The sequence below is a fragment of the Vibrio ouci genome, from assembly GCF_004551525.1.
Classification (GTDB): domain Bacteria; phylum Pseudomonadota; class Gammaproteobacteria; order Enterobacterales; family Vibrionaceae; genus Vibrio; species Vibrio ouci.
The window spans coordinates 40,714-62,749 of record NZ_SATR01000005.1 but is presented as its reverse complement, the minus strand read 5'-3'; the positions used below and the strand labels follow the sequence as shown (position 1 = coordinate 62,749).

Below are 22,036 nucleotides of genomic sequence, written 5' to 3'. Positions count from 1 at the left end.
GTATTTGAATTGCTTAGTTTAATCAGTGTCGATGGTATCGAGACATGGATAAAGATAACGGTGACGGCAGTGGATGCATAGGACAAGGAAATGAGGAAAGTTGGATTATTACTCATCATATGTAGTGCGCTTATCGGGTGTAGTTCGAAGTTCGTCTACAACAATATGGATTGGTTGTTGGTCGAATACTTAGAAGATTATGTCGAGCTCGATAACGCGCAAGAAGATCTGGTAGAGCGTAAGATTGAAGTCTTGAGTGAATGGCATCGCCGGGAAGAGATCCCGCATTATATTGATCACCTTGATGAGCTCATGGCGATTGAACCACGAAGCTTCACAATCGAGCAGTTACAAGCGCAGCAAGATAAGATACAACAGCACTCGCTACGATTGGTTGCTCGAATAGCCCCAGAGATGTACGCATTGGCCAGAGAGTTATCGGATAGCCAAGTTGATGAATTGATGGACAGCATACGAGTTCGACACACAAAGTATAAGAAAAAGTACCAAAAGCTAAGTGAAGTCGAAATTAAAGCGCGATACAAAGAGCGTATCGTCGATAGTCTAGAAACCTGGATGGATGATTTAACCCAAGACCAGTTAAATATTGTCGATGATTGGGTCGATGAGCTCTATGTAACCACAGATGATTGGATCAACTATCAAACCAATATGCGTATCGAGATGAACTCACTGCTTGACCATCGACTTAACGTGGCGAGTTTCCAGCCTCAATTTAATAAACTGATGTTTAACCCCGATAGTTTGTACCCGCCTCATCTTGAGGAAAAAATAGAGTACAACAAGAAAATTGGCAATCAGTACTTGGTGAGAGTCATCAACGCTATGACAGACGAGCAAACGGAATATTACCGTGCGGAATTACAAGATTGGAAAGATCTTGCTCAATCTGTTTTATAGACATCCTTACAAATGAGATCGCTGACTATTTGAACAATGACCAAGGCGGGTTAGAGTAAGGGATTGTTTTCTAACACAGTCAATAACATGGAATGGATTCTATTGTTTGGTGCGGGCGTCCTGGGAGGGATACTAAACAGCATCGCCGGAGGGGGGAGTTTTATTACTTTTCCTGCTCTTATGTTTGTTGGTGTGCCTCCTGTCATTGCCAACGCGACTAATACCTTTGCCGCATGCGCTGGTTATATCAGTGGTAGTTACGGCTTTCGTGACGATATTGCCAATACGGGGCATCGATTAACTCTCACGGTTGTCTTGAGCCTTATTGGTGGTGCTCTTGGCGCCTATTTGCTCCTGACCGTTTCAGAAACGCAATTCTTAACCGCTATTCCATGGCTTTTGCTTTTCGCAACCTTGCTGTTTTTGTTTGGTGAGCCGCTTAGCAGCGCTTTAAGCCGTATCTCTCAATCTTCAAGTAATGGCTCAAAATTGGGTTTGGTTGCGATCTCTGTAATGTTGGTTGTGGTATCGGCTTATGGCGGATTCTTTAATGCTGGCCTTGGCGTCGTGGTACTAAGTTACCTAGTGTTGGCAGGCTATCGCGATATTAATCAGATGAATGGCCTTAAGCTGCTGATCTCTTCGTGTGTGTCTATTGTTGCGATAATTATCTTTGTGATTGATGGCTCGATTGATTGGGGACGAGGTGTTGCAGTCATGCTAGGTACCTTATCTGGTGGTTATGTAGCCGCGCGAGTATCACGCCAAATCGAGCAGAAATACGTTAAAGGCTTTGTTGGTCTTTCGAGTATTGTAATGACGGCTTACTTCTTTATTGATACTTATGCTTAGTACAAATAGCGAGCAGTTGAAGGTGGTCACATGTCGAGCTCTTTTGAGCACAATTTAGGTTAATTTAGCTTCGATCTTGGCATACTGAATACATCCAATAAGGGCCATTCCAACCCGGAAGTGAGCCTTGTCAGATGTAGGAGGAATTATGGAAAGAAAACTAGGCAGAGTGATGTCGAGCAGCCGAATGATTACCTTCATTGCTTTTCTCGCCGCGACGTTTGCGTGGGTACTAAGTATGCCGGCGCTATTTACGGTCTCTTTATTAGCATTAGTTGCCAGTGGCGTGTTGTATTTAAACGATAAGAGAAAAAGCAAAAAAAAGAGCGCCTAGTGGCGCTCTATTGACAGTTAGAAGAACCCGAGTGGGTTAACGTCATAGCTGATCAGTAGGTTTTTCGTGTTCTGGTAATGGTCGAGCATCATTTTGTGCGTTTCGCGGCCGATACCAGACTTCTTATAACCACCGAATGCAGCGTGGGCAGGGTAGGCGTGGTAACAGTTAACCCACACTCGTCCGGCTTCAATATTTCGACCCATGCGATACGCTAGGTTCGCATCACGAGTCCAAACGCCTGCGCCTAGGCCATATTCCGTGTCATTGGCAATCGCTAGCGCTTCTGCTTCATCCTTGAATTTAGTAATAGCGATAACAGGACCGAAGATCTCTTCTTGGAACACTCGCATCTTGTTGTTGCCTTCAAGCAAGGTCGGTTGAATGTAGTAACCAGAGCCAATGTCACCACTCTGTTGCGAGATCTCACCACCAAACACCACTTTAGCCCCTTCTTGACGGCCAATTTCTAAGTAGCTCAGAATCTTATCAAACTGCTCTTGTGAAGCTTGCGCACCAACTTGGGTGTCCGTATCGAGCGGGTTACCTTGTTGAATGGTCTTAGCTCGCTCTGCGACTTTAGCAATGAACTGATCGTATACCGACTCATGCACCAGCACGCGTGAAGGACAGGTACAGACTTCTCCTTGGTTGAAGAAAGCGAGCAGGGTGCCTTCGATACACTTATCAAGATATTCGTCTTCATGATCAAACACATCAGGGAAATAGATGTTCGGTGATTTACCCCCTAGCTCCACGGTAGAAGGAATTAGGCTATCTGCCGCGCATTTGAGTATATGGTTACCGATCTCTGTTGAACCAGTAAAGGCCAGTTTGGTAATCCTGTTGCTGGTGGCAAGCGCTTGGCCCGCTTCACTACCAAAGCCGTTCACAATATTAACTACGCCTGCCGGGATAAGATCGCCGATTTTTTCCATCAATAATAGAATTGAAGTCGGGGTCTGCTCTGCTGGTTTGAGGACCACACAACAACCAGCCGCTAAAGCAGGAGCGAGTTTCCAAGCCGCCATTAACATTGGGAAGTTCCATGGAATGATCTGCCCTACAACGCCAATCGGCTCTGGGAAATGATAGCTGGCAGTATTGACGTCGAGCTCAGCCGCACTGCCTTCTTGAGCGCGAATACAGCCGGCGAAATAACGGAAGTGATCGACGACTAACGGTAAATCTGCTGCCAGCGTTTCTCTGACAGGTTTGCCATTTTCCCAAGTTTCAGCAACCGCGAGCTCTTCAATATGCTGCTCGATTCGATCGGCAATTTTCAGCAAGGTGTTTGAACGCTCAGTCACGCTCGTCGCTGCCCAGCTTGCGCGAGCTTGGTGCGCGGCATCTAGAGCCAAATTAATATCAGCTTCGCCTGAACGAGCGACTTGGCAATATACCTGACCATTGACTGGTGACGTGTTGTCGAAGTACTCACCTGAGACCGGCTTAACCCATTCTCCCCCGATAAAGTTGTCATAATGTGTCTTAAAGTTAACGACTGAATCTTGGCTGCCCGGTTGCGCGTAAATCATAAAAATATCCTTATTGTGTTCACTTCTTTGAGTTTTTATTGCGCCAATCTGCCACCGGTGGAGGGTGAACAATTAGCGAGTTATCAAAGGAGGTAACGCAAATCACAGACCAAATGTTAAAAACTTGTTGTAATTTTTATCTGGAGCTAGAGTATTCAAAGGCTACGAGATGGCGTTTAAAACAGAGGGAGCGACTGAACAGCAAAAGCTAACTGTTCAGTTGTTCAAAATTGGAACACTTTGATTGTTCAATATTGGGACAGCTATGGAATTACAATCTTTTGCGACAGATGGTTGGCTCGCTTCTTCATGGGAGAGGAGCTCCAATGCAGGCTTGAAACAAATCAAAAAGCCGGATGATATCCACTTGCCTAACTCACTATTGAAAGAGAGGTGCTACACGTCACAAGCGGTTATTGATGCGGTCAAAGAGTCGGCACTTCCTTTGTTCAATCAGGTTCTTGCTCATAGTGATAGCCGTTTGATACTCACCGACCCTGACGGTGTGGTGTTGGCTGCTTGGGGCCAAGATAGATTTCGTGAACGTCTGTTATCCATCGCACTTGAGCCGGGTAGCTGTTGGCAAGAAAAGCTGAAAGGGACCAATGCAATCGGTACCGCGCTGTATGAGAAAAGGGCAGTATCTATCATCGGTGATCAGCACTTTATCAAGCAGCATCGCTTTATCAGTTGCTCCGCTAGCCCCTTGTTTAATCCAGAAGGTCAATTAGTGGGCGTGCTGGATATTACTAGCGAACAAAGTCGCCATGATGTGACCACTCAAGTGCTGGTGCAAAATATGGTTCAGTTAATAGAAAACCACCTACTGACCCATACTCCAGATGGTGCTATTCAAATCAATGTCGCGCATGATGAATCGGTTTTAAAAAGTGGTTGGCAAGGGATCGTTATTGCAAATGAACATGGTGAAGTATTGGCGCATAACCAAGTGGCGGCGCAGCTACTGCCTGATGTGCCACTGGTAGGGTCGAGTATCGACACGCTCTTTGAACGATCTAGTCATGGCTCTCAGCCGCTCATATTCGATAAAAAGGGACTCGGCAAGCGAACGTTACCGAAAAAGAGCTTAACCCCGTCCAGTCAGCTTCATTATGGAGAAGATAAGATTGAGCTTGCTTGGCAGCAGGCAAACAAAGTGATGGGGCGTGATATTAATTTGCTAATTCTTGGAGAAACGGGTGTTGGCAAAGGTGAGTTTGTCAAAGCGCTGCATAAACAAAGCGATCGGGCGAACCATCCACTCATTACCGTGAACTGTGGTGCGTTGCCTCAAGATCTTATCGAATCCGAACTGTTCGGCCATGCGCCTGGGGCGTTTACGGGCGCGAGTAAGAATGGATACTTGGGTAAGATAAGACAAGCGGATAAAGGGGTGTTGTTCCTCGATGAAATTGGAGAAATGCCGTTAGACGCCCAGTGCCGCCTGTTAACCGTTTTACAAGATAAGGTCGTCATGCCGGTTGGTGAGGCCAACAGCTATCGTGTTGATATTCAAGTTATCTCTGCCACACACCAGAACCTGCAGCAACTGGTCGAGCAGGGTAAGTTTAGAGAAGACCTTTACTACCGCTTAAACGGCCTAGTAGTGACTTTGCCTCCCCTTAGAGAGAGGCAAGATAAAGAGAGCCTTATCCAAGCTATCTTCGCTAAGTATAAACAAGGTTATCAGTCGATATCCTCCGCTTTAATGGAGTGTCTACTAAGCTACCATTGGAAAGGAAACTTACGGGAACTGGATAACCTTCTTAAGGTGACTGCACTTATCGCCAATGAACAAGATGAGCTGACAGCAGAGCATATTCCGCAGCACTTTGCTCAGCCGTTGATGAGCCAAACGAAAGCGGTAGATGATCGTCAGGAAGCCGATCTCAATACGACATTAAATCAAACGCTAATCACTGCTTACCAAAGCCACAAAGGCAATATAAGTAAGGTTTCACGCGTATTGGGCGTGAGTCGTAATACCGTTTACCGCAAGTTAAAAGCGTTAGGGCTGTTGCCGTCTAAAGAATAGTTTGACCAGATATTGCGGGGTGATAGAGCGGCTGAATCACATGCCCCTCGGGATCTTTACAATGGAAGCTTCTAGCGCCATCGCTATGATCATGTGGGGCGTCGAGTAATGTCACGCCTTTAAACTGCATGTATTCATACCATTCGTGTAACTGCTCTTTGCTATCCACAATCAAACCAAAATGATCGACGCTGATGGGTGAGCATATTCTTTGTGCAGCGGCGCGGCCTAAAGAGAGGTTGTCGCAGCCGTTAGTCAGATAAACAAGATTGTTGTTGGCGCGGCGTAGAATCGTCATACCTAGAATATCGGTATAAAACTTCTCGCATTCCTCAAATTTTTGTACCACTAAGGCGATATGCCTGATCCCTGAAAACGATTTTGGTCTTTCCATGACAACTTTCCTTGTATTGAATTTTAGTAATTATTGTATACAATAAATCCGTGGTATGGCAATGATGTGATAATCAGTTCAGGGAAGAATTATGAGTATGTACTGTATAGTGGTTTCTAATAGAGTAAAGGAAGGCAAAGAAAAGGAGTACCTAGCGATCATGCAGGAAAACGCCAAATCTTCAGTGGATAACGAAATTGGTTGTATACAATTTGATGTTCTTGAAGATACTTCCAATCCGCAGCTATTCCACTTGTACGAGATCTATCAATCTTCAGAAGCGTTGGCTGAACATAAAACGACGTCGCATTATTTGTCCAGTAGAGAAAAGCTGGCCAACATTGTTGTTGAGCAATCGGTCATTCGTTCAAATGTCGTTATGATGAATAGCAAGAAATAACCAAGGGAGAGAAGACAATGTTGTGGAAAGTGTATCTGAGCGGAGAAATCCATACCGATTGGCGTGAAAGAATAATCGAAGGTGCAAAGGAGCGTGATCTTAATGTCGAGTTCTTTTCTGCCAATACGGACCACGAGTCTAGTGACGCCGCAGGAGACGTGCTTAGAGCGAATGAATCCAACTTCTGGCGAGATCATCAGTCCTCAAAGGTTAATGCGATTCGAACATCGACGCTGATTAAGCAGTGCGATATTGGGGTAGTACGCTTTGGTGATAAATATCGTCAGTGGAATGCGGCTTTTGATGCCGGTACGTTAGCTGCCCTTGGCAAACCATTTATTACTTTGCATGACGATGCGTTGATACATCCGCTTAAAGAGGTGGATGCCGCTGCGATGGCTTGGGCTGAAACGCCAGAGCAAGTGGTTGAGCTGCTTAGCTATGTGATCAATTCATAAATAAAAAAAGGAGCTAAATCAGCTCCTCTTTTGTTGAAACCTAGCGATTTACAAGCCGCCTTGCTGCTGTGCTTGCTTTACTAAAGCCTGACGTTGAGCTTCCTTATCTGTTACTTTATTGTCCTTTGAAGCGTTTTGTTCCTCTACCTGTGGAACGAATACAAAGTACTTATTAATAGTCATCTTAAGAACCTCAATTTAATGTTATTTAACCATCCAGGTTAGATTAGTCACCGATACCCGCGAAACGTCTACGCGGTTCCTTGTTTAGGTTTCAAAAAATAGAGGATGCTAACTCAGTTAACATCCTCCATATGCAACTTAATTATAGGAGGAGATCGTAGGCTTATAAATAGGATTTCTCCTCCTTTTACTCTGCGCTGACAATAAAATAGTAGGCAAACGTGTGCGTATTAAATGTCAGGCACCTCTTCAAAAATAAACAAGCTTTTACGTTTGCTCTTGTACCATCCTTTATGTTTTTTGCCTTTAGATTTTGCCCAATTCAATATGTCGGGGTAACCATTGGATAGATCCACTCTCTCTTTTGGATGATGCCATTGCTCAGGGATGTGCATTGCCCAAGGTAGGTTGTCTTTGGAGAAGAAAAAGCGGTCACCTTGCTGCTGAGTATCATCGTCACCCCGCCCGAATTGGCGCTTGGAAGCTTTGGATGTAGCAGGCTTTCCGGGGAAGTGAACCTCTATCCATTCACTCGTGGCGAATTGGCGCGCAATAAATGTGTTGTAGGGTGGAGCGCCAAGAACATCACTGCTGACAGGGTAGTTAAAGGTGACCGATAGGCGTAGCAGTTTTCCCGTGACTTTATTGGAGCCTGTCAGTGTATTCGTCAGTTTAGATCCCGAGTTAGCCGGTAAAGCGTCCTTTAAGTCAGCGATCACAATAATCAGAGTTTGGTTTTTGTCAGCTATTGGTTCTACTTGGGTAGTGTTGCCCATAGTGGTCATACTGACTTGAGCAATATTGCTAATCGGAACATTAAGCAACAGTCGTAAAGAGTTGGTGTAAGTCGCTCCTCGCGCTGTGGGCAAGATCTTATAGTTAATCTGTTTTACCAGACCGTTGATCTTGTATTCCTCGATATTGTAATTGAACACCGCGTCATTAAAGTCGTAGTCACCACGGTTTGGCCATTCATCCTCAAAAGCGATGGTGCCATCTTGCTCGTAAGCCGGGGAGTATGAAGTACTGGTCGATATTGACTCGGGTTGGCTATTTTTATCGCTGGCATCGGTTTCATAGTAATTGATTTCGTTACCATCACTGAACCCGTCGTTATCAGTATCCGGATCTAACACCGAGGTGTTATACAGTTCAAGCTCCTGAGCATCGGTTAGGCCATCGCCATCGGTGTCAGCAAGCGTCGGAGATGTGCCTAGCTCGGCAATTTCTTCAACGTCACTGTAACCGTCACTGTCAGAGTCGGCCATTGAAGGGTCAGTATTAGTTGTCATCACCTCGTATTGGTCACTATAGCCATCTTGGTCTGTATCTGCGGAGGTTGGACTTGATTGGTAAATCACCGCTTCATCAAGGTCAGAAAGCCCATCGCCATCACTGTCGGTGCTGAGTGGATCAGAATGGTAATAGATGACCTCTTCAAGATCATTGAGCCCATCTTGGTCTGTATCATCACTAAGGGGATCGGTATTGAGTAGCGTCGATTCATTCTTATCTGATAGTCCATCCCCATCACTGTCTGAGATATAAGGATTAGATAGGTCTAGCGTGCTGACCAATTCATTGAACTCGGACTCAGCCGCTGTGACAGAGGAAACTTCTCTTACCGAGTAAAGATAGACATTGCCTTTATAGCCCGAGCTATGTTCGGAATCAGGGCTAGATATCAGTGCATAGTCGTCGCTTAGAGAGAGAGAATAGCCAAAATGGTCATTGACGGCGCGAACCTGGGCACTTGTCGTACTGTCTAGCTGCCAGGTGCCATCGTCCAGTTTGTATAGGTAGACGGCACCTTTATCGTTGTCATCGCCTTCAGCACCAACAAGAATAAAACCATCACTGATCGCTAGACTGGTACCGAACTGATCCTGTTTTTCGAGCGCATCAGGCATCAGCTTGGTCATCAGGTCCCAATTGTTTAGGCGACGCTTGTATAGGTAAACAGAACCAAGGAATTTATCAGCCCCTTTAGTGGCATGACTTTCCTTTGGCGAACCAACTAAAGCGTACTGCTCTGAAATGGCCACAGCAGTACCAAACAAAGCGTTTTTGGTTAGGCTACCACCGGTTAGAAATGCTTGCTTTGTCCATGTCTCGTCATCATAAAAATAGATGTAACTTGCTCCTTGCTTACCCTGGCCATGTTCAGAATCGCCGATAATTAGATAGTTATCTTGATACGCAATGGCTTGACCAAAGCGACCGCTTTTATTGCTTGAATCTGCGCTAAGAGTCGCCTCTAGGGTCCAAGATTGCTCTTGCAAGGCGTAGATGTAGACATAGCCGGCGTTACCAGAACCTTTGGCTGGCGAACCAATAATGATGTGGGTGTTGTCACTCGCTATGCTCGAAGCAAAGTCAGCAGGGGAAGTACTTGGCGGCTGTGTGATGATTTGGTTAAATTGCCATTGATCATCTTCTCGCTCATAAATGAATACAGCGCCGTTGCCATCAATATCTGCACCAATCATGAGTCTCTGCTCGGAAAGGTCGATCGCTTTGGCAAAATTTTGCGCGGAATTTGAGTATTGCTCCGGAACAGAAAGGCAAGTTTCATAACTCCACTCTTGGTTTATATTGTTAAAGCTGCAGGCGTTACCATTACTTGAGCCAGTGCCGGGTGCGGCGATAATGGCGTAATTATCATTGAGTTCGACTTGGTGGCCAAAGTTGTCATGGATGTGATTTGATTCATCGGTCAGGTTGTTGATCAAAGAAACCTCATAGCCTAACGCCAGTGCTGGCAAGAGGCTGATTAACAACAAGAGGCGTGTAGAGAATACTCGCATAGCAGATCTCCTAGCTCGTAACGTGATAAGTGATGGCTGACAGCCCGGAAATAGGCAAGGTCACTTCACGTGTGCCATCTATTCGGATCTTGATGGCTTCAGTGGTTTGAGGAACAGTAATCTTAGTTCGGTAATTCAGGCCTTCAGACAGGGTGACGTCTTCAATCAGCAACTCGCGGTCGTCAACGCTAAATAGAAAGATTTGGGTATCGGTTTGAGGAGCATCAAAGGTGATACTGACGGCCAAATGTTGTTGGGTCTGAAAGGAAAAACCATCATCTACAGAAGCGGAGGACAAACTGGAACTGGCCATTGCTTCCACTTGGGGTTGGGTAAGAGCCGGGGGAGAGGAGGCTGCAGGCGTTTGGCTTCCACTCGGTTCATTACCTGCGCTACTTTCGCCGCCGCTAGTCCCTGCGGTATCACCATCGCCACCACCACAGCCAGAGAGTAGAACCACTAGGCCTAGTTTAGAAATAATGCTTATTGCTTTTCGGTTCATCAGCTGTCTCCCTATGGTCTTTCTTTATACAAAGCAAGAGGTTTGCCATAAGTTGATGTGATTTAACCGGTTGATATTTAGATGTTTATAAAGGGTGTTTCAGAATGAGTTGCGGGAGTGTCAAAATGAATATCAATATAGAAAGTTTTGTTGAGCAGATAAAAAAACAGCCAGCTTGACACTCAAGCTGGCTGTTTAAATGGTAAAGATCTAATTACACGTCGTAAGTTGTAGACGCTGTATCGCCGCCTGTACCAGTCCAGTTTGTGTGGAAGAATTCACCACGTGGACGGTCAGTACGCTCGTATGTGTGAGCACCGAAGTAGTCACGTTGAGCTTGAAGTAGGTTAGCTGGTAGGCGAGCTGTCGTGTAACCGTCAAGGAACGACAGTGCTGAGATAGTACAAGGCATTGGGATACCTGACTCTAGCGATTTCGCCGCCACTTTACGCCACGCTGCTAGGCTGTTTTGTAGGATGCCTTTGAAGTAGTCATCTGAACCTAGGAATGCGATGTCTGGGTTCGCTTCGTACGCATCACGGATGTTGCCTAGGAATGCAGAGCGGATGATACAGCCACCACGCCACATTAGCGCTACGTTACCGTAGTTTAGGTCCCAGCCGTTTTCGTTTGATGCTTCGCGCATTAGCATGAAGCCTTGAGCGTATGAGATGATCTTAGACGCTAGAAGAGCCTGACGAAGTGCATCAACCCACTCTTGCTTATCACCTTCAACTGGCGTGATTGTCTTACCGAATAGAGATTCAGCTTCAACACGTTGGTCTTTCAGTGCAGATAGACAGCGAGAGAATACTGACTCAGAGATAAGCGTTAGTGGAATACCTAGGTCTAGTGCGTTGATACCTGTCCATTTACCGGTACCTTTTTGACCAGCAGTGTCTAGAATCTTCTCTACTAGCGGCTCACCGTCTTCATCTTTGTAGCCAAGGATGTCAGCAGTGATCTCTACTAGGTAGCTGTCTAGTTCAGTTTTGTTCCAGTCAGCGAATACTGCTTGCATCTCGTCTGCAGACATACCTAGACCATCTTTCATGAACTGGTAAGCTTCAGTGATCAGCTGCATATCGCCGTATTCGATACCGTTGTGAACCATTTTAACGAAGTGACCCGCACCGTCGTTACCAACCCAGTCACAACAAGGTTCGCCAGCATCAGTTTTAGCAGAGATGCCTTGGAAGATAGGCTTAACCGCTTCCCAAGCTTCAGCAGAACCGCCAGGCATGATTGAAGGACCAAAACGAGCACCTTCTTCACCACCAGATACACCAGTACCGATGAAGTGGATGCCTTTTTCACGTAGTGCAGCAACGCGACGGTTAGTGTCTGGGTAGTTAGTGTTACCACCATCGATGATGATGTCGCCTTTGTCTAGAAGTGGTGTTAGCGCTTCGATGAATTTATCAACAACTTCACCAGCACGAACCATTAGCATCACTTTACGCGGCGCTTCTAGCTTTTCTACTAGCTCTTCTAGAGAGTATGCACCGATGATGTTAGTACCCTTTGCTGGGCCTTCTAGGAATTCGTCTACTTTCGCAGCAGTACGGTTGTGAGCAACCACTTTGAAACCGTGGTCGTTCATGTTTAGGATAAGGTTTTGACCCATTACTGCTAGGCCAATTACACCGATATCACCTTTCATTATTTCTCTCCAATTTTCCTATTTGGACGCTCGCATTAAGCGATTTTTGCTGCTGCGTCTGAATCTAAGTACCACTCCGTCTCACCAGCTTTAGACTGGATTTTAGCTGCTGGGTAAGGCAGCTCGCTTGCTGGAGTAGTATGAATTTCGTTTACGATCTCAACTTTACCTGCACCTAGTACAAGGTAGCTGATTCGTTTTGCGGCTTCTAAAACTTTAGCGGTTTTAGAGACGCGAATTTGGCCTGATTCAGGATGAGTCGCCAATACTGATAGGTTCTCATCTTGATAGTCTGTTTGACCTGGGAATAGCGATGCTGTGTGGCCATCTGCGCCAACACCTAGCAGGATCCAGTCGAATACTGGCGTGCCATTTTCGCATGGGATCACTGTTGCCATTTCTTCTGCGAAGCGTTTCGCTTCAAAGGCTGGCTCTTCTTCACCACGAATGCGGTGAATGTTCTCTGCTGGCAGGTTTACTTGGCTGAACAGTAGCGCATTTGCTTCACCGTAGTTGCTTTCAGCATCATCAGGTGCCACACAGCGCTCGTCGCCCCACCAGAAGTGTAGATTGTTCCACGCAATACCGTCTGCGTATGGCGCTTTAGCCAGTAGCTTGAACAGCATCTTAGGTGTACTGCCACCAGACAGTGAAATATGCACTGGGCGCTCAAGCTCGCTGAATGCTTTCATATCATTCGCTAGGCTTTCAACAACCTGCTCAGCGGTTTGGAAAATCTTATGATTGATCATAGTTCGCAGTAATCCGTATCTGTTAGGTTCTTACAAGGGAAACGCCATGCGCGGTTGTCACGCTGTAGCAAGTCGTCAGACTCTTTAGGGCCCCATGTGCCACAAGCGTAGCCAAATAGTGCTTGAGGGTCTTGTTTGAAATCAAGAATTGGTTGAACGTACTTCCAACATGCTTCTACTGCATCGCTACGAGCAAACAGCGTCGCGTCACCATTCAAAGAGTCAAGCAGTAGACGCTCGTATGCTGTTAGCATCTGAGTCTCTTGAAGTGATGCATAGTGGAAGTTCATTTTCACTTCTTTCGCGTGGAAACCTGCACCGGGCTCTTTTAGACCAAAGCTCATTTGAATGCCTTCGTCTGGCTGAATTCGAATGATTAGCTTGTTTTCTGGTGCGTTTTGACCAAATACTGGGTGCGGTGTCTGTTTAAAGTGGATAACCACTTCAGTCACGCGAGTAGGTAAGCGTTTACCAGTACGAACGTAGAAAGGCACGCCATTCCAACGCCAGTTATTGATGTACGCTTTCAAGCCAACATACGTTTCGGTACGAGAATCTTCAGCAACCCCCGGTTCGTCACGGTAGTTAGGCAGGAATTCACCGCGTACATCAGACTCTGTGTACTGACCAAGAACTAGGTTGTTACGCAGGTCATCTTCTTCCAGTGGTTTCAAACACTGCAGTACTTTTACCACTTCATCACGAATTGAGTCAGCGTTAATCTGCGCTGGTGGTTCCATACCAACCATGGCTAGTACTTGCAGCAAGTGGTTTTGGAACATGTCGCGAACCGCACCTGAACCGTCGTAGTAACCACCACGTTCTTCAACGCCCAAGAATTCCGCACCCGTGATTTCAACGTAATCGATGAAGTTACGGTTCCAAAGCGGCTCGAACATCGCATTTGAGAAGCGGAAAACTAGCAGGTTTTGAACGGTCTCTTTACCTAGGTAGTGGTCGATACGGTAGATTTGGTGTTCTTGGAAGTGCTCATGAATTTCTTTGTCTAGCTTTTGCGCAGACTCTAAATCGTAACCAAATGGTTTTTCGATGATTAGACGTTTCCAGCCGTCATCTTCGTTATTCAGTCCGTGAGCCGCAAGACTTGCTGGGATTACGCTGTATAGACTTGGAGGCGTTGCTAGGTAGAACAGAGTATTACGCTGTTCGAAACTGTATTTATCAGCAAGTTGGTCAAGACGTGCAGTCAGTTTACTGTAATCAGCAGTATCAGAGGTATTGATGGCTTGGTAATGCAGATGATTGATAAAGGCATCTAGGGTTGCTGGCTCTGTTTTCTCCATTTCTTGGAGTGAGCGCTTTAGCTTTTCACGGTATGACTCATCACTGTATTCTGTACGACTTACACCAAGAATGGCGAAGTTTTCCGGCAGCTGTTTGTTTGAGTAAAGGTGATATAAAGCAGGGATCAACTTACGATAGGTTAAGTCGCCCGAAGCACCAAAAATTACGATGCTGCTGTTTTCTGGTATTACCATCATCTTTCCCTTAAAAACGAGGTAGTTAGCACTTATTTAGGCTGTTAGCGTATTGAGATGGTTCACCCTAACAACGATACCTCAAATTATAAAACTGATACTGCCTATCAAATCGATAGGCAAAACCAAAAAAGCGTGCCAATTTCGAAAGCCTGAAAGTTGCGAAAAACAGGTCTATTCGTTCATTTGGCAGCGTATTGTCTATGACTCTTTGACATACATCAACCTTTGAGAGGGCAATCGATTAAATAATGACTAGTTTGTGAGGTAAGTTATTGATAAATATTAAAAGCATCTAATTCAAAGAAATAGCGGCTCGCTAGAGTTAATACTCAATATTGGTGAGGCTAGAAGCGGGATTTAAGAAACGTTTTGACCTTGCGGATATGCTCGTCACGATTAATCTCGCAGATCTGATCTTTCGTTAGAAATAGCGTTGCATATTGCTTGTCTATCTTATTTTCAAGGAATAATAGGTAGAGCTTTGGATCAATGTGTCCAGAGGTCGCCATACTCGTCATAATATCAAGTGACTCAGACAGGTTTTTCGCTTTTTTATAAGGGCGATCACTGGACGTTAGTGCTTCAAACACATCAGCAATGGCCATGATGCGAGCTGGAATCGAGAGATCTTCTTCATATAAGCCACGTGGGTAACCTAAGCCATCGATACGCTCGTGGTGTCCTCCGGCAATTTCTGGAACGTTCTTAAGGTGATCAGGATAGGGGAGTCGATTTAACATCGTAATGGTTTGTATGATGTGATCGTTAATGACAAAGCGTTCTTCGTCATTGAGCGTCCCTCGGCGGATTGAAAGATTATAGACTTCACCTCGGTTGTATTTCAGTTTACCGGGTTGTAGGACGAATTTTTCTTGCCATACGTCTTTAGGGTTAACGTTTTGTGGCCATGGCACCTCATGTACTGCTTTATCTGAGAGAATCGGCTCCATGACAGGTAGCTCGGCGCGTTCCCCTGCACGTTGTTTTTCAACCCAAGAGACACCAAGTTGATCATCAATGGTTCTTTTCCATTGATATTGACTGATCGCCTTAATCCGTTCGAGGGACTCATCGTCCATAAATTCTCCGCCGATATTACAATGGGCAACAAAAGCGAAGTCTTCATTTAGCTGTTGGTGTTTATTGATTAACGCCTGCTTAAGCTGTTCACTGTCTCCTCCACTGTTCACTTGCTTTAAGTAGTCAATTTCTGCTTGTGCCTTGATCAGTTCGAAGCGCATGCGCACTTCGTGGATTCTGTCGTAAATTGTTTCGAGCTTGGTCGCTTTATCGATGACGTATTCAGGCGTAGTCACTTTGCCGCAGTCGTGCAACCAAGAGGCCAAGTGTAGCGCTTCCCATTCAGTGTCACTCATGGCAAAAGTGGCAAAATATTGTTGGTCTTTGCATGCTGCTTGAGTGAGCAATTTGGAAAGCTTAGGTACACGTTGGCAGTGACTGCCTGTATAAGGTGATTTAGTATCGATAGCAGAGGCGATTAGCTCAACGAAGGCGTTTAGCATTTCTTTTTGTTGGCGAACTCTATCAATGTTTTCTTTGGCAAGTTCAGCAAAGCTTAATAATTCTTTTAGAAAGGCGTGCTTGTCACTTTGCTCTTGGGTGATGGCTCGCTCATAACCTAGTAGTAATATACCGACCAGTTCATTGCTTCGGTTGATTAGCGGGAACAGATAAAAATCCGAGTTATAAAGCGTTTCTCGGTAGTTCGCAACGGTATTGTCGTTTCGATTAAAGTGCAGTACTTCTCCTTTGGCGAGCTCTTGCTGAATCCAAGCGGTGGATTGGAGGAACTCATTTATATCGATTTTGAACGGGATTATGGCGTGGTTGGCTGACACCTCATAGTCCCCTTGAGTCGAATCTTTACTATACAGGACAATCGTCTCGGCTCTTGTGACTAAAAAGCTTTGATGGGTGATGGTTTTCGCTAGTACAGAAAAATCTTGGTTACTGGCGGTCTCATGTAGCAGGCGCAACAAGTCATGCAGGGTGTGTTCCATTAACTCAATAGAGGTTGTTAAGTTCGCCACCTCTTTAATCACACTCTTTGAATAGCGAGTTTTCTTAAAATCGAACCTCGCAATACTATCGGTTTGATGCATCAAGTTTTGTAGTGGATTTGCCAGTCTCTTCGCGACAACCCACACGATCAAAAAGCTCATCACCATTAGCGTAAAGGCGACTTTTAGTTGCTTATCTCTCATAGAAAGCAAGTTAGCGAGAAGGTCATCTTGCGGTGTGGCTTCAGCAAGTAAGATTCGAGTGTGCTTATTTAAGCTGACCGGAGTCAGTGTAATAGACCAATCGACATGGTTTTCGGTCGCTTTTTCGTAGAGTATTTGACTCGACACTCTCCCCAACACTTTAGCGAAGATACTGTTCTCTATTTGGGTACGATTTTCTTGTTGGTCATCACTGAGTTTAAGCCCTCCTTGATAGTGAGCCAGTACATTAAACTGGTTATCAAACAAGACCAATTTGCTTGCATCTGAATAGCCAAGTTGAGCAATTTGTTCAGATAAGGAGTTTAACGTAAAGTCAGCGCCCACTACGGACTTTCCATCGGCACTTCGGCGAGAAAAGGTGACGCCATTCGTTTGGAGGAAATAGAAAAAATAGGGCTCTGTTAAGCGAACTTCGCCATCATTGTCGGCGTTTTTAAACCAAGGTCGAACCCTAGGATCAAACTCGTTGTCATTGGTTTTATGGGAATCAAGAACCTTATAGCTACCATCAAGAAAGTAAAAAACGTTCGCGCCAGAAATATAAGTCTGGTTGATCATCAAGGTCGCTTTAGCTGGCGCACCAAAACGCTCGCGTTCAGCATTGGTTCTTAGCGGACGAAATAAGGCTAGTTCACCTTTTTCATTTCCATAGTAGAGCGCGACTAACCCAGGGCTACGATTAAAAATGAGATTGAGAGAGGTGAGAAAACGTACTTCTTTATGCGGTTTCTTATTTCGTTCGACAACCTCGCTTAACGCCATAAAGTCGAGGGTGGTCAAAATGGGGCCAGTGTTGAGTTGGAACGTCGACTCCAATTGACGGCTATTTTCTTCACTAAGTTCTTTTGCACTTCCGGCTAACAATTCTTGTGCGTGACGATAACTAATAGCAATGAGTACAGCGCCGACTAAGGTGGTCAGAATGAGAAACAAACTAGTAATATGAATACTGAGAGGATATTTACGTTTGCGCATGATCTACCTTTAGTGGCTGACCTAATAATTATTAGTCGAAAATCATGGAAATGCATATGTTAGGCAGACTTATTACTTATGGTTTTTCAACTGTTGGCGGGTGGGAATAAGCGAGATGAGTTGTTTATAAGTCGAAACAAAATATCGTCAACAAGCGGTGATTTTTTAAGTACAATCTGTGCTCCCAAGTGATTCACTAAGAATAAATACAATGAAAAAAATAATCCCAATTGCCGCGCTTGTAATGTCAGCACAAGTCTTCGCTAGCGACTTTGATCTCAAAGCCACGATGAAGCAGATGAAAATGGAATTTAAACAAGCCGCTCAAGCTGAAGAAATCACCGATATGCAATCAGCGGTATCCAATTTATCTGAGCTTATCGAACAGTCAAAGCGTGGTGATTACCCGCCGGAAAAGTATGATCTATACCAAGAAGGTTTTAATAAACTTTCTGTCGCGATTGATTCTGTTGAAGCGAAGCTCGATGCAGGCGATCTCAATGCAGCGAAAGCAGAGCTGAAAATGGTTGATGACCTACGTGTTGAGTACCACGACAAGCGTAATCCGAGTATTTGGAGCAAGATTTTCGGTTAAGACGTTTATTGTTTATAAATCAGCATGATCTAAGTTAGATTTTTTAAACGAATCGGCTGAATTTGTTGCAAGATAGTTATATATTTTCGCTCAATTAATCGAGAGTGAAAATGATACGGACGTCAAACTTTAAGCGAAGTATGCTGATCGCAAGTGCCCTTAGCTGGGTGCTTGTGACTTTGATGCCTGTCATTAATGCACATGGCTCCAGCGCAGGCGTTTGGGCGACTCTTTGTACTATCAATGGCTTTGAGCTTGTTCAGGTTGAAGAAGGTAAGCCAGAGGTACAGCATAGTAAGCCGTGTCCGTTCAGTCATTTCTCGGTCTTTCACCAAGATTCACTTCCAACACCAACATATCTACGTAAGTCTTCGTTAGCAGTTGAAAATCCGTACACTTATTTGGCTCTAAGTGAGCGGTTCCAGATTGCTATACCTCGCGCTCCACCGTCCTATCCCTTCACTTAATCTAACAACCAAATAAAACAGGCTTTAAGCCACTTAAGTAAAGTTAATGCTCAGCAGCTGACCTTGAATAGATTCGAGGGGCTCGCTTATACGCACAAAAAGGAATACAAGATGTTGGGTAGTCAAATTCAGACTGGACCTAAGGACGGCGCACGTGCGTCAAACGTTCAACAACAAAATAAGGCAAGGTACTTTCTTGTTTGGAGGTGGCACTTCTATGCGGGGTTGTTTGTTATCCCGTTTATGCTGATGTTAAGCCTGACTGGTATTGTGATGCTGTTTGATGATGAAATTGATCAGATGAGATATCAAGAGTTAATTAGCGTGGAAGAGCAAATGAAACGCTTACCGATCTCCACTCAGCTAGAAGCGGTAAAAGATGCCTATCCTAATGCGTCAATCACTCAGATCATCGTCACCGAGGATCCCACTCACGCGAATCGATTTAATGTCCGTTTGGAAGATGGAAGCTCGATCTTTGCGACCGTTAACCCATATACCGCCGAAGTATTAGGGCAAATCGATCGAAGCGATAGCTGGTATCAATTGGCCAATGATATTCATGGTACTTTGCTGATCGGCAAATGGGGAGACTATCTAATCGAAGTCTCTGCGAGTCTAGGTATCTTATTGCTGGTCAGTGGTATTTACCTTTGGCTGCCTAGAGATAATGCATCGAAAGCTGGTTTTCTAAAGATTCGCTTTAACAGCGGTAGCCGCACTTTAATGAAGGATTTACACGCCAATCTAGGCGGTACGCTTTCAGTCGTCTTTTTGCTATTTTTGTTATCGGGTCTTGCTTGGCCTGCCGCAGTATCGCCTATTCTTGCCTCAGAGTGAGACGGGAGTTTACACCATTGCTGCAAACTCGATGGCTGGTGATGTGGTTGACCCACGCCGCGATAGAACGATTCATATTAACCAATATACAGGGCAGACACTGATTGATGTGACATGGGATGATTACAGTATTATCGCCAAGTTAATGGCTGCTGGAGTATCGTTACACCAAGGTGATTTAAGCGCAGTCAATAAATGGTTGAACGTGTTCTTCTGTGTTGCTTTTATCACAATAGCGATTACCGGCGCTTGTATGTGGTGGATTCGACGCCCAGCAAGGCAAAATAGGCTTGGCGTACCTGCAAGGTTTGCGCAAGAAGGCATGTGGAAAGCAGGCTTAGCTACATTAGTACTGATTGGCCTGTTATTCCCCTTAGCTGGAGTGACGATTGTGGCTGCAATGCTGATAGATGCTTTATTGGTGCAGAAAAGTGACAGACTAAAGACATACCTTTCATCATAACCATTTGTTAATTGAATAAGACGGCTACCTGCATTGATGTAGGTAGCCGTTTTTGTTTGTTTTTACTGCGATAAAACTGATTTATAGCAAATTTTCTTGTTGGAGAAGGCGTAGGATGATCTCTCATGCAAAGAGGCTAGAACCATAAAATAACAAGAGAAAAAACTATGAATGAATTAGTACAACGATTTTTGCGCTATGTGACTTTTGATACTCAATCAAATCCAGCTGACTTAGGCTGTCCGAGCACTCAGGGACAAATGGTGTTTGCAGAGTTTCTAAAGCAAGAATTGATCGACATGGGGCTATCCAATGTATCGCTCGATTCAAATGGCTACTTAATGGCAAGGTTGCCGAGTAACGTTGACTATGACGTTCCCGCTATTGGTTTTATCGCACATATGGATACCGCTCCAGATGCCTCGGGAAAAGACGTAAAGCCACAAATTATTGATGACTACCAAGGTGGCGATATTGCGTTAGGCAAAGGGGATGAGATTTTGTCTCCGATTCAATATCCAGAGCTGCATAAGCTTCATGGACATAACTTGATTACTACCGATGGTACCACGCTACTAGGCGCGGACAACAAGGCAGGTATTGCCGAGATTTTGTCTGCGATTTCAGAGCTGATCGCTAATCCAGACATATCTCATGGTGATATCTGTGTAGGCTTTACGCCAGATGAAGAAATAGGGCGCGGCGCGAACCTTTTTGATGTTGAGAAGTTTGGTGCCAAATGGGCATACACCATTGATGGTGGTCCAGTCGGTGAGTTGGAATTTGAAAACTTTAATGCCACTAGCGCTGACGTAATTTGCCACGGCGTTAATGTTCACCCTGGAACGGCTAAAGGCAAAATGGTCAACTCCATGAACATTGCTGCTCAATTTCAAATGATGATGCCTGCAGACGAAACTCCTGAGACTACTGAAGGATATGAAGGTTTTTATCATCTTAAATCGGCTGAAATGTCGGTTGCTCGTAGTGAATTAGGTTACATCATTCGCGATTTTGACCGAGAGGCACAAGAGCAACGTAAGCAGTTTATGGTAGATAAAGTTGCTGAGCTGAATGAAAAGCTAGAGAAGGGCAGAGTTGAATTGATTCTGACGGATAGCTATTTCAATATGAAAGAGCAAGTAGAACCTTTCCCCCATGTTATTGAGTTAGCAAAACAGGCGATGATTGCATGTGATGTAGAACCTCAGATTAAACCGATTCGTGGTGGTACTGACGGCGCAAGACTCTCATTTATGGGCTTACCATGTCCGAATATCTTCACCGGCGGGTATAACTTCCATGGTATTCACGAGTTCATTTCAATTGAAGGTATGGAGCAGGCGGTAAAAGTAATTGTGACACTGGCAGAAAAAACTGCATTAAACTATCGATAAGTTATACTCAAAACGCTGATATCTAGCGAAAAATCATATACATTTATAGTTATTGATTGGACAGCTAGGTATCAGCATGAAAAGGATTTTTTTACTCGTTTCCCATCTTGGTTGCGTCGCCTTGGGTTTCGCCTTAGGGATATATGCTCTGCCTATTCTTACCCAACCGCCTTCCCCGACTATGAATCAAGTGCAAGAAGTTACTAATCAAGCACTTTATACCGCGACGTTTCAAAAGGATCGTCAAGATAGTGACTTTCTGCATTGGGGAGAGGGCTCTGTCTCAATCAGTTCACAGCAAGTCGCGTTTGTAGGTGAATTAGCACCAGGCCCAGACTACAAACTTTATTTCTCACCGACCTTCATTGAAACCGAAGCTGGTTTTAATGCTAACAAAGCGCAGATGATCCAAGTTGGCGAAGTGAAAAGCTTTGATCGTTTTACGGTTTCTCTACCAGAAGAGTTTCCACTTAAAGATTACAACACTGTCATAGTTTGGTGTGAAACTTTTGGCGAGTTCATTACGTCAGCTCGATATAAATGACCGAAATGTAGGAATTGTCTCAGATTTAATGTGGTTATCTTAATGTAGTCTGACATTTTTGAATACTTTGCAAAATTCAGGTAGTTTCTTGCAAAACACTGACATTTGGTTAGTGCTCGAATCGATAATGCGTGACTTGCTCAACGGCTGTACATCTCGTCCTATAAC

The 22,036-nt window shown here is 44.8% G+C and carries 19 protein-coding genes and 1 pseudogene; 11 read left to right on the top strand and 9 right to left on the bottom strand.

Annotated elements, in window-relative coordinates; genetic code table 11:
- Window positions 1-90 precede the first annotated feature (90 nt).
- The 3 genes from ELS82_RS05225 to ELS82_RS05215 all read left to right on the top strand — a co-directional run bounded on the left by ELS82_RS05225 (window position 91) and on the right by ELS82_RS05215 (window position 2,107).
- On the top strand, window positions 91-921 hold the full coding sequence (locus tag ELS82_RS05225) for a DUF6279 family lipoprotein (RefSeq protein WP_134834522.1): 831 nt from the start codon (window positions 91-93) through the stop codon (window positions 919-921).
- A gap of 87 nt (window positions 922-1,008) precedes the next feature.
- A complete protein-coding gene (locus tag ELS82_RS05220) occupies window positions 1,009-1,773 on the top strand; it encodes a sulfite exporter TauE/SafE family protein (protein ID WP_134834521.1) in 765 nt (254 codons plus the stop codon).
- Between the two features lie 148 nt (window positions 1,774-1,921).
- The gene (locus ELS82_RS05215) at window positions 1,922-2,107 is read left to right on the top strand and encodes a hypothetical protein (RefSeq protein ID WP_134834520.1); all 186 of its coding nucleotides are present in this window, start codon (window positions 1,922-1,924) and stop codon (window positions 2,105-2,107) included.
- Between the two features lie 17 nt (window positions 2,108-2,124).
- Here ELS82_RS05215 and exaC read toward each other — a convergent pair whose 3' ends face one another.
- On the bottom strand, window positions 2,125-3,645 hold the full coding sequence (gene exaC / locus ELS82_RS05210; protein ID WP_134834519.1) for an acetaldehyde dehydrogenase ExaC: 1,521 nt from the start codon (window positions 3,643-3,645) through the stop codon (window positions 2,125-2,127).
- A 265-nt stretch (window positions 3,646-3,910) separates the two neighbouring features.
- On the opposite strand from exaC, the gene ELS82_RS05205 reads away from it, so the two are divergent.
- Window positions 3,911-5,680: a sigma-54-dependent Fis family transcriptional regulator gene (locus ELS82_RS05205; protein WP_134834518.1), complete on the top strand. Its 1,770-nt coding sequence runs from the start codon at window positions 3,911-3,913 to the stop codon at window positions 5,678-5,680.
- On the opposite strand, the gene ELS82_RS05200 is transcribed toward ELS82_RS05205, so the two are convergent.
- Window positions 5,670-6,074, bottom strand: a complete 405-nt coding sequence (locus ELS82_RS05200) for a VOC family protein (protein ID WP_134834517.1) — start codon at window positions 6,072-6,074, stop codon at window positions 5,670-5,672. The two genes, ELS82_RS05205 and ELS82_RS05200, sit on opposite strands and share 11 nt — an antisense overlap.
- Window positions 6,075-6,165: 91 nt before the next feature.
- Between ELS82_RS05200 and ELS82_RS05195 the strand changes: the two genes are divergently transcribed.
- Entirely contained in the window at window positions 6,166-6,474 is a 309-nt protein-coding gene (locus tag ELS82_RS05195) for a putative quinol monooxygenase (RefSeq protein ID WP_244230757.1), read from the top strand.
- 17 nt (window positions 6,475-6,491) lie between these two features.
- Entirely contained in the window at window positions 6,492-6,932 is a 441-nt protein-coding gene (locus tag ELS82_RS05190) for a YtoQ family protein (protein ID WP_134834516.1), read from the top strand.
- Window positions 6,933-6,980: 48 nt separating this feature from the next.
- On the opposite strand, the gene ELS82_RS27335 is transcribed toward ELS82_RS05190, so the two are convergent.
- The 7 genes from ELS82_RS27335 to ELS82_RS05160 form a co-directional block, all read right to left on the bottom strand.
- Window positions 6,981-7,115 carry a hypothetical protein gene (locus tag ELS82_RS27335; RefSeq protein WP_004411535.1) on the bottom strand — a complete coding sequence of 45 codons (135 nt, stop codon included), beginning with the start codon at window positions 7,113-7,115 and terminating at the stop codon, window positions 6,981-6,983.
- Window positions 7,116-7,345: 230 nt separating this feature from the next.
- Complete coding sequence (locus ELS82_RS05185; RefSeq protein ID WP_134834515.1) at window positions 7,346-9,922, bottom strand: LruC domain-containing protein; 2,577 nt, start codon at window positions 9,920-9,922, stop codon at window positions 7,346-7,348.
- Between the two features lie 10 nt (window positions 9,923-9,932).
- Entirely contained in the window at window positions 9,933-10,424 is a 492-nt protein-coding gene (locus ELS82_RS05180; protein WP_134834514.1) for a hypothetical protein, read from the bottom strand.
- 214 nt (window positions 10,425-10,638) lie between these two features.
- The gene (gnd, locus tag ELS82_RS05175; protein WP_004411538.1) at window positions 10,639-12,087 is read right to left on the bottom strand and encodes a decarboxylating NADP(+)-dependent phosphogluconate dehydrogenase; all 1,449 of its coding nucleotides are present in this window, start codon (window positions 12,085-12,087) and stop codon (window positions 10,639-10,641) included.
- 35 nt (window positions 12,088-12,122) lie between these two features.
- Window positions 12,123-12,839 (bottom strand): 6-phosphogluconolactonase, encoded by a 717-nt coding sequence (gene pgl, locus ELS82_RS05170; RefSeq protein WP_134834513.1) that lies wholly within the window; start codon window positions 12,837-12,839, stop codon window positions 12,123-12,125.
- A complete protein-coding gene (zwf, locus tag ELS82_RS05165) occupies window positions 12,836-14,338 on the bottom strand; it encodes a glucose-6-phosphate dehydrogenase (RefSeq protein ID WP_167489236.1) in 1,503 nt (500 codons plus the stop codon). Before zwf ends, pgl begins: the two co-directional genes overlap by 4 nt.
- Before the next feature lie 347 nt (window positions 14,339-14,685).
- Window positions 14,686-17,562: an HD domain-containing phosphohydrolase gene (locus ELS82_RS05160; RefSeq protein WP_134834511.1), complete on the bottom strand. Its 2,877-nt coding sequence runs from the start codon at window positions 17,560-17,562 to the stop codon at window positions 14,686-14,688.
- A 211-nt stretch (window positions 17,563-17,773) separates the two neighbouring features.
- Here ELS82_RS05160 and ELS82_RS05155 point away from each other — a divergent pair, with 211 nt between their 5' ends.
- The 5 genes and pseudogenes from ELS82_RS05155 (at window position 17,774) to ELS82_RS05135 (ending at window position 21,868) form a co-directional block, all read left to right on the top strand.
- On the top strand, window positions 17,774-18,157 hold the full coding sequence (locus ELS82_RS05155; RefSeq protein WP_134834510.1) for a cytochrome b562: 384 nt from the start codon (window positions 17,774-17,776) through the stop codon (window positions 18,155-18,157).
- A 110-nt stretch (window positions 18,158-18,267) separates the two neighbouring features.
- Window positions 18,268-18,624, top strand: coding sequence for a hypothetical protein (locus ELS82_RS05150; RefSeq protein WP_134834509.1), 357 nt, complete (start codon window positions 18,268-18,270; stop codon window positions 18,622-18,624).
- 111 nt (window positions 18,625-18,735) lie between these two features.
- Window positions 18,736-19,927, top strand: a pseudogene (locus ELS82_RS05145) (PepSY-associated TM helix domain-containing protein).
- A gap of 167 nt (window positions 19,928-20,094) precedes the next feature.
- Window positions 20,095-21,324, top strand: coding sequence for a peptidase T (gene pepT / locus ELS82_RS05140; protein WP_134834508.1), 1,230 nt, complete (start codon window positions 20,095-20,097; stop codon window positions 21,322-21,324).
- 76 nt (window positions 21,325-21,400) lie between these two features.
- Window positions 21,401-21,868, top strand: a complete 468-nt coding sequence (locus tag ELS82_RS05135) for a DM13 domain-containing protein (protein WP_134834507.1) — start codon at window positions 21,401-21,403, stop codon at window positions 21,866-21,868.
- The last annotated feature ends 168 nt before the right edge of the window (window positions 21,869-22,036 follow it).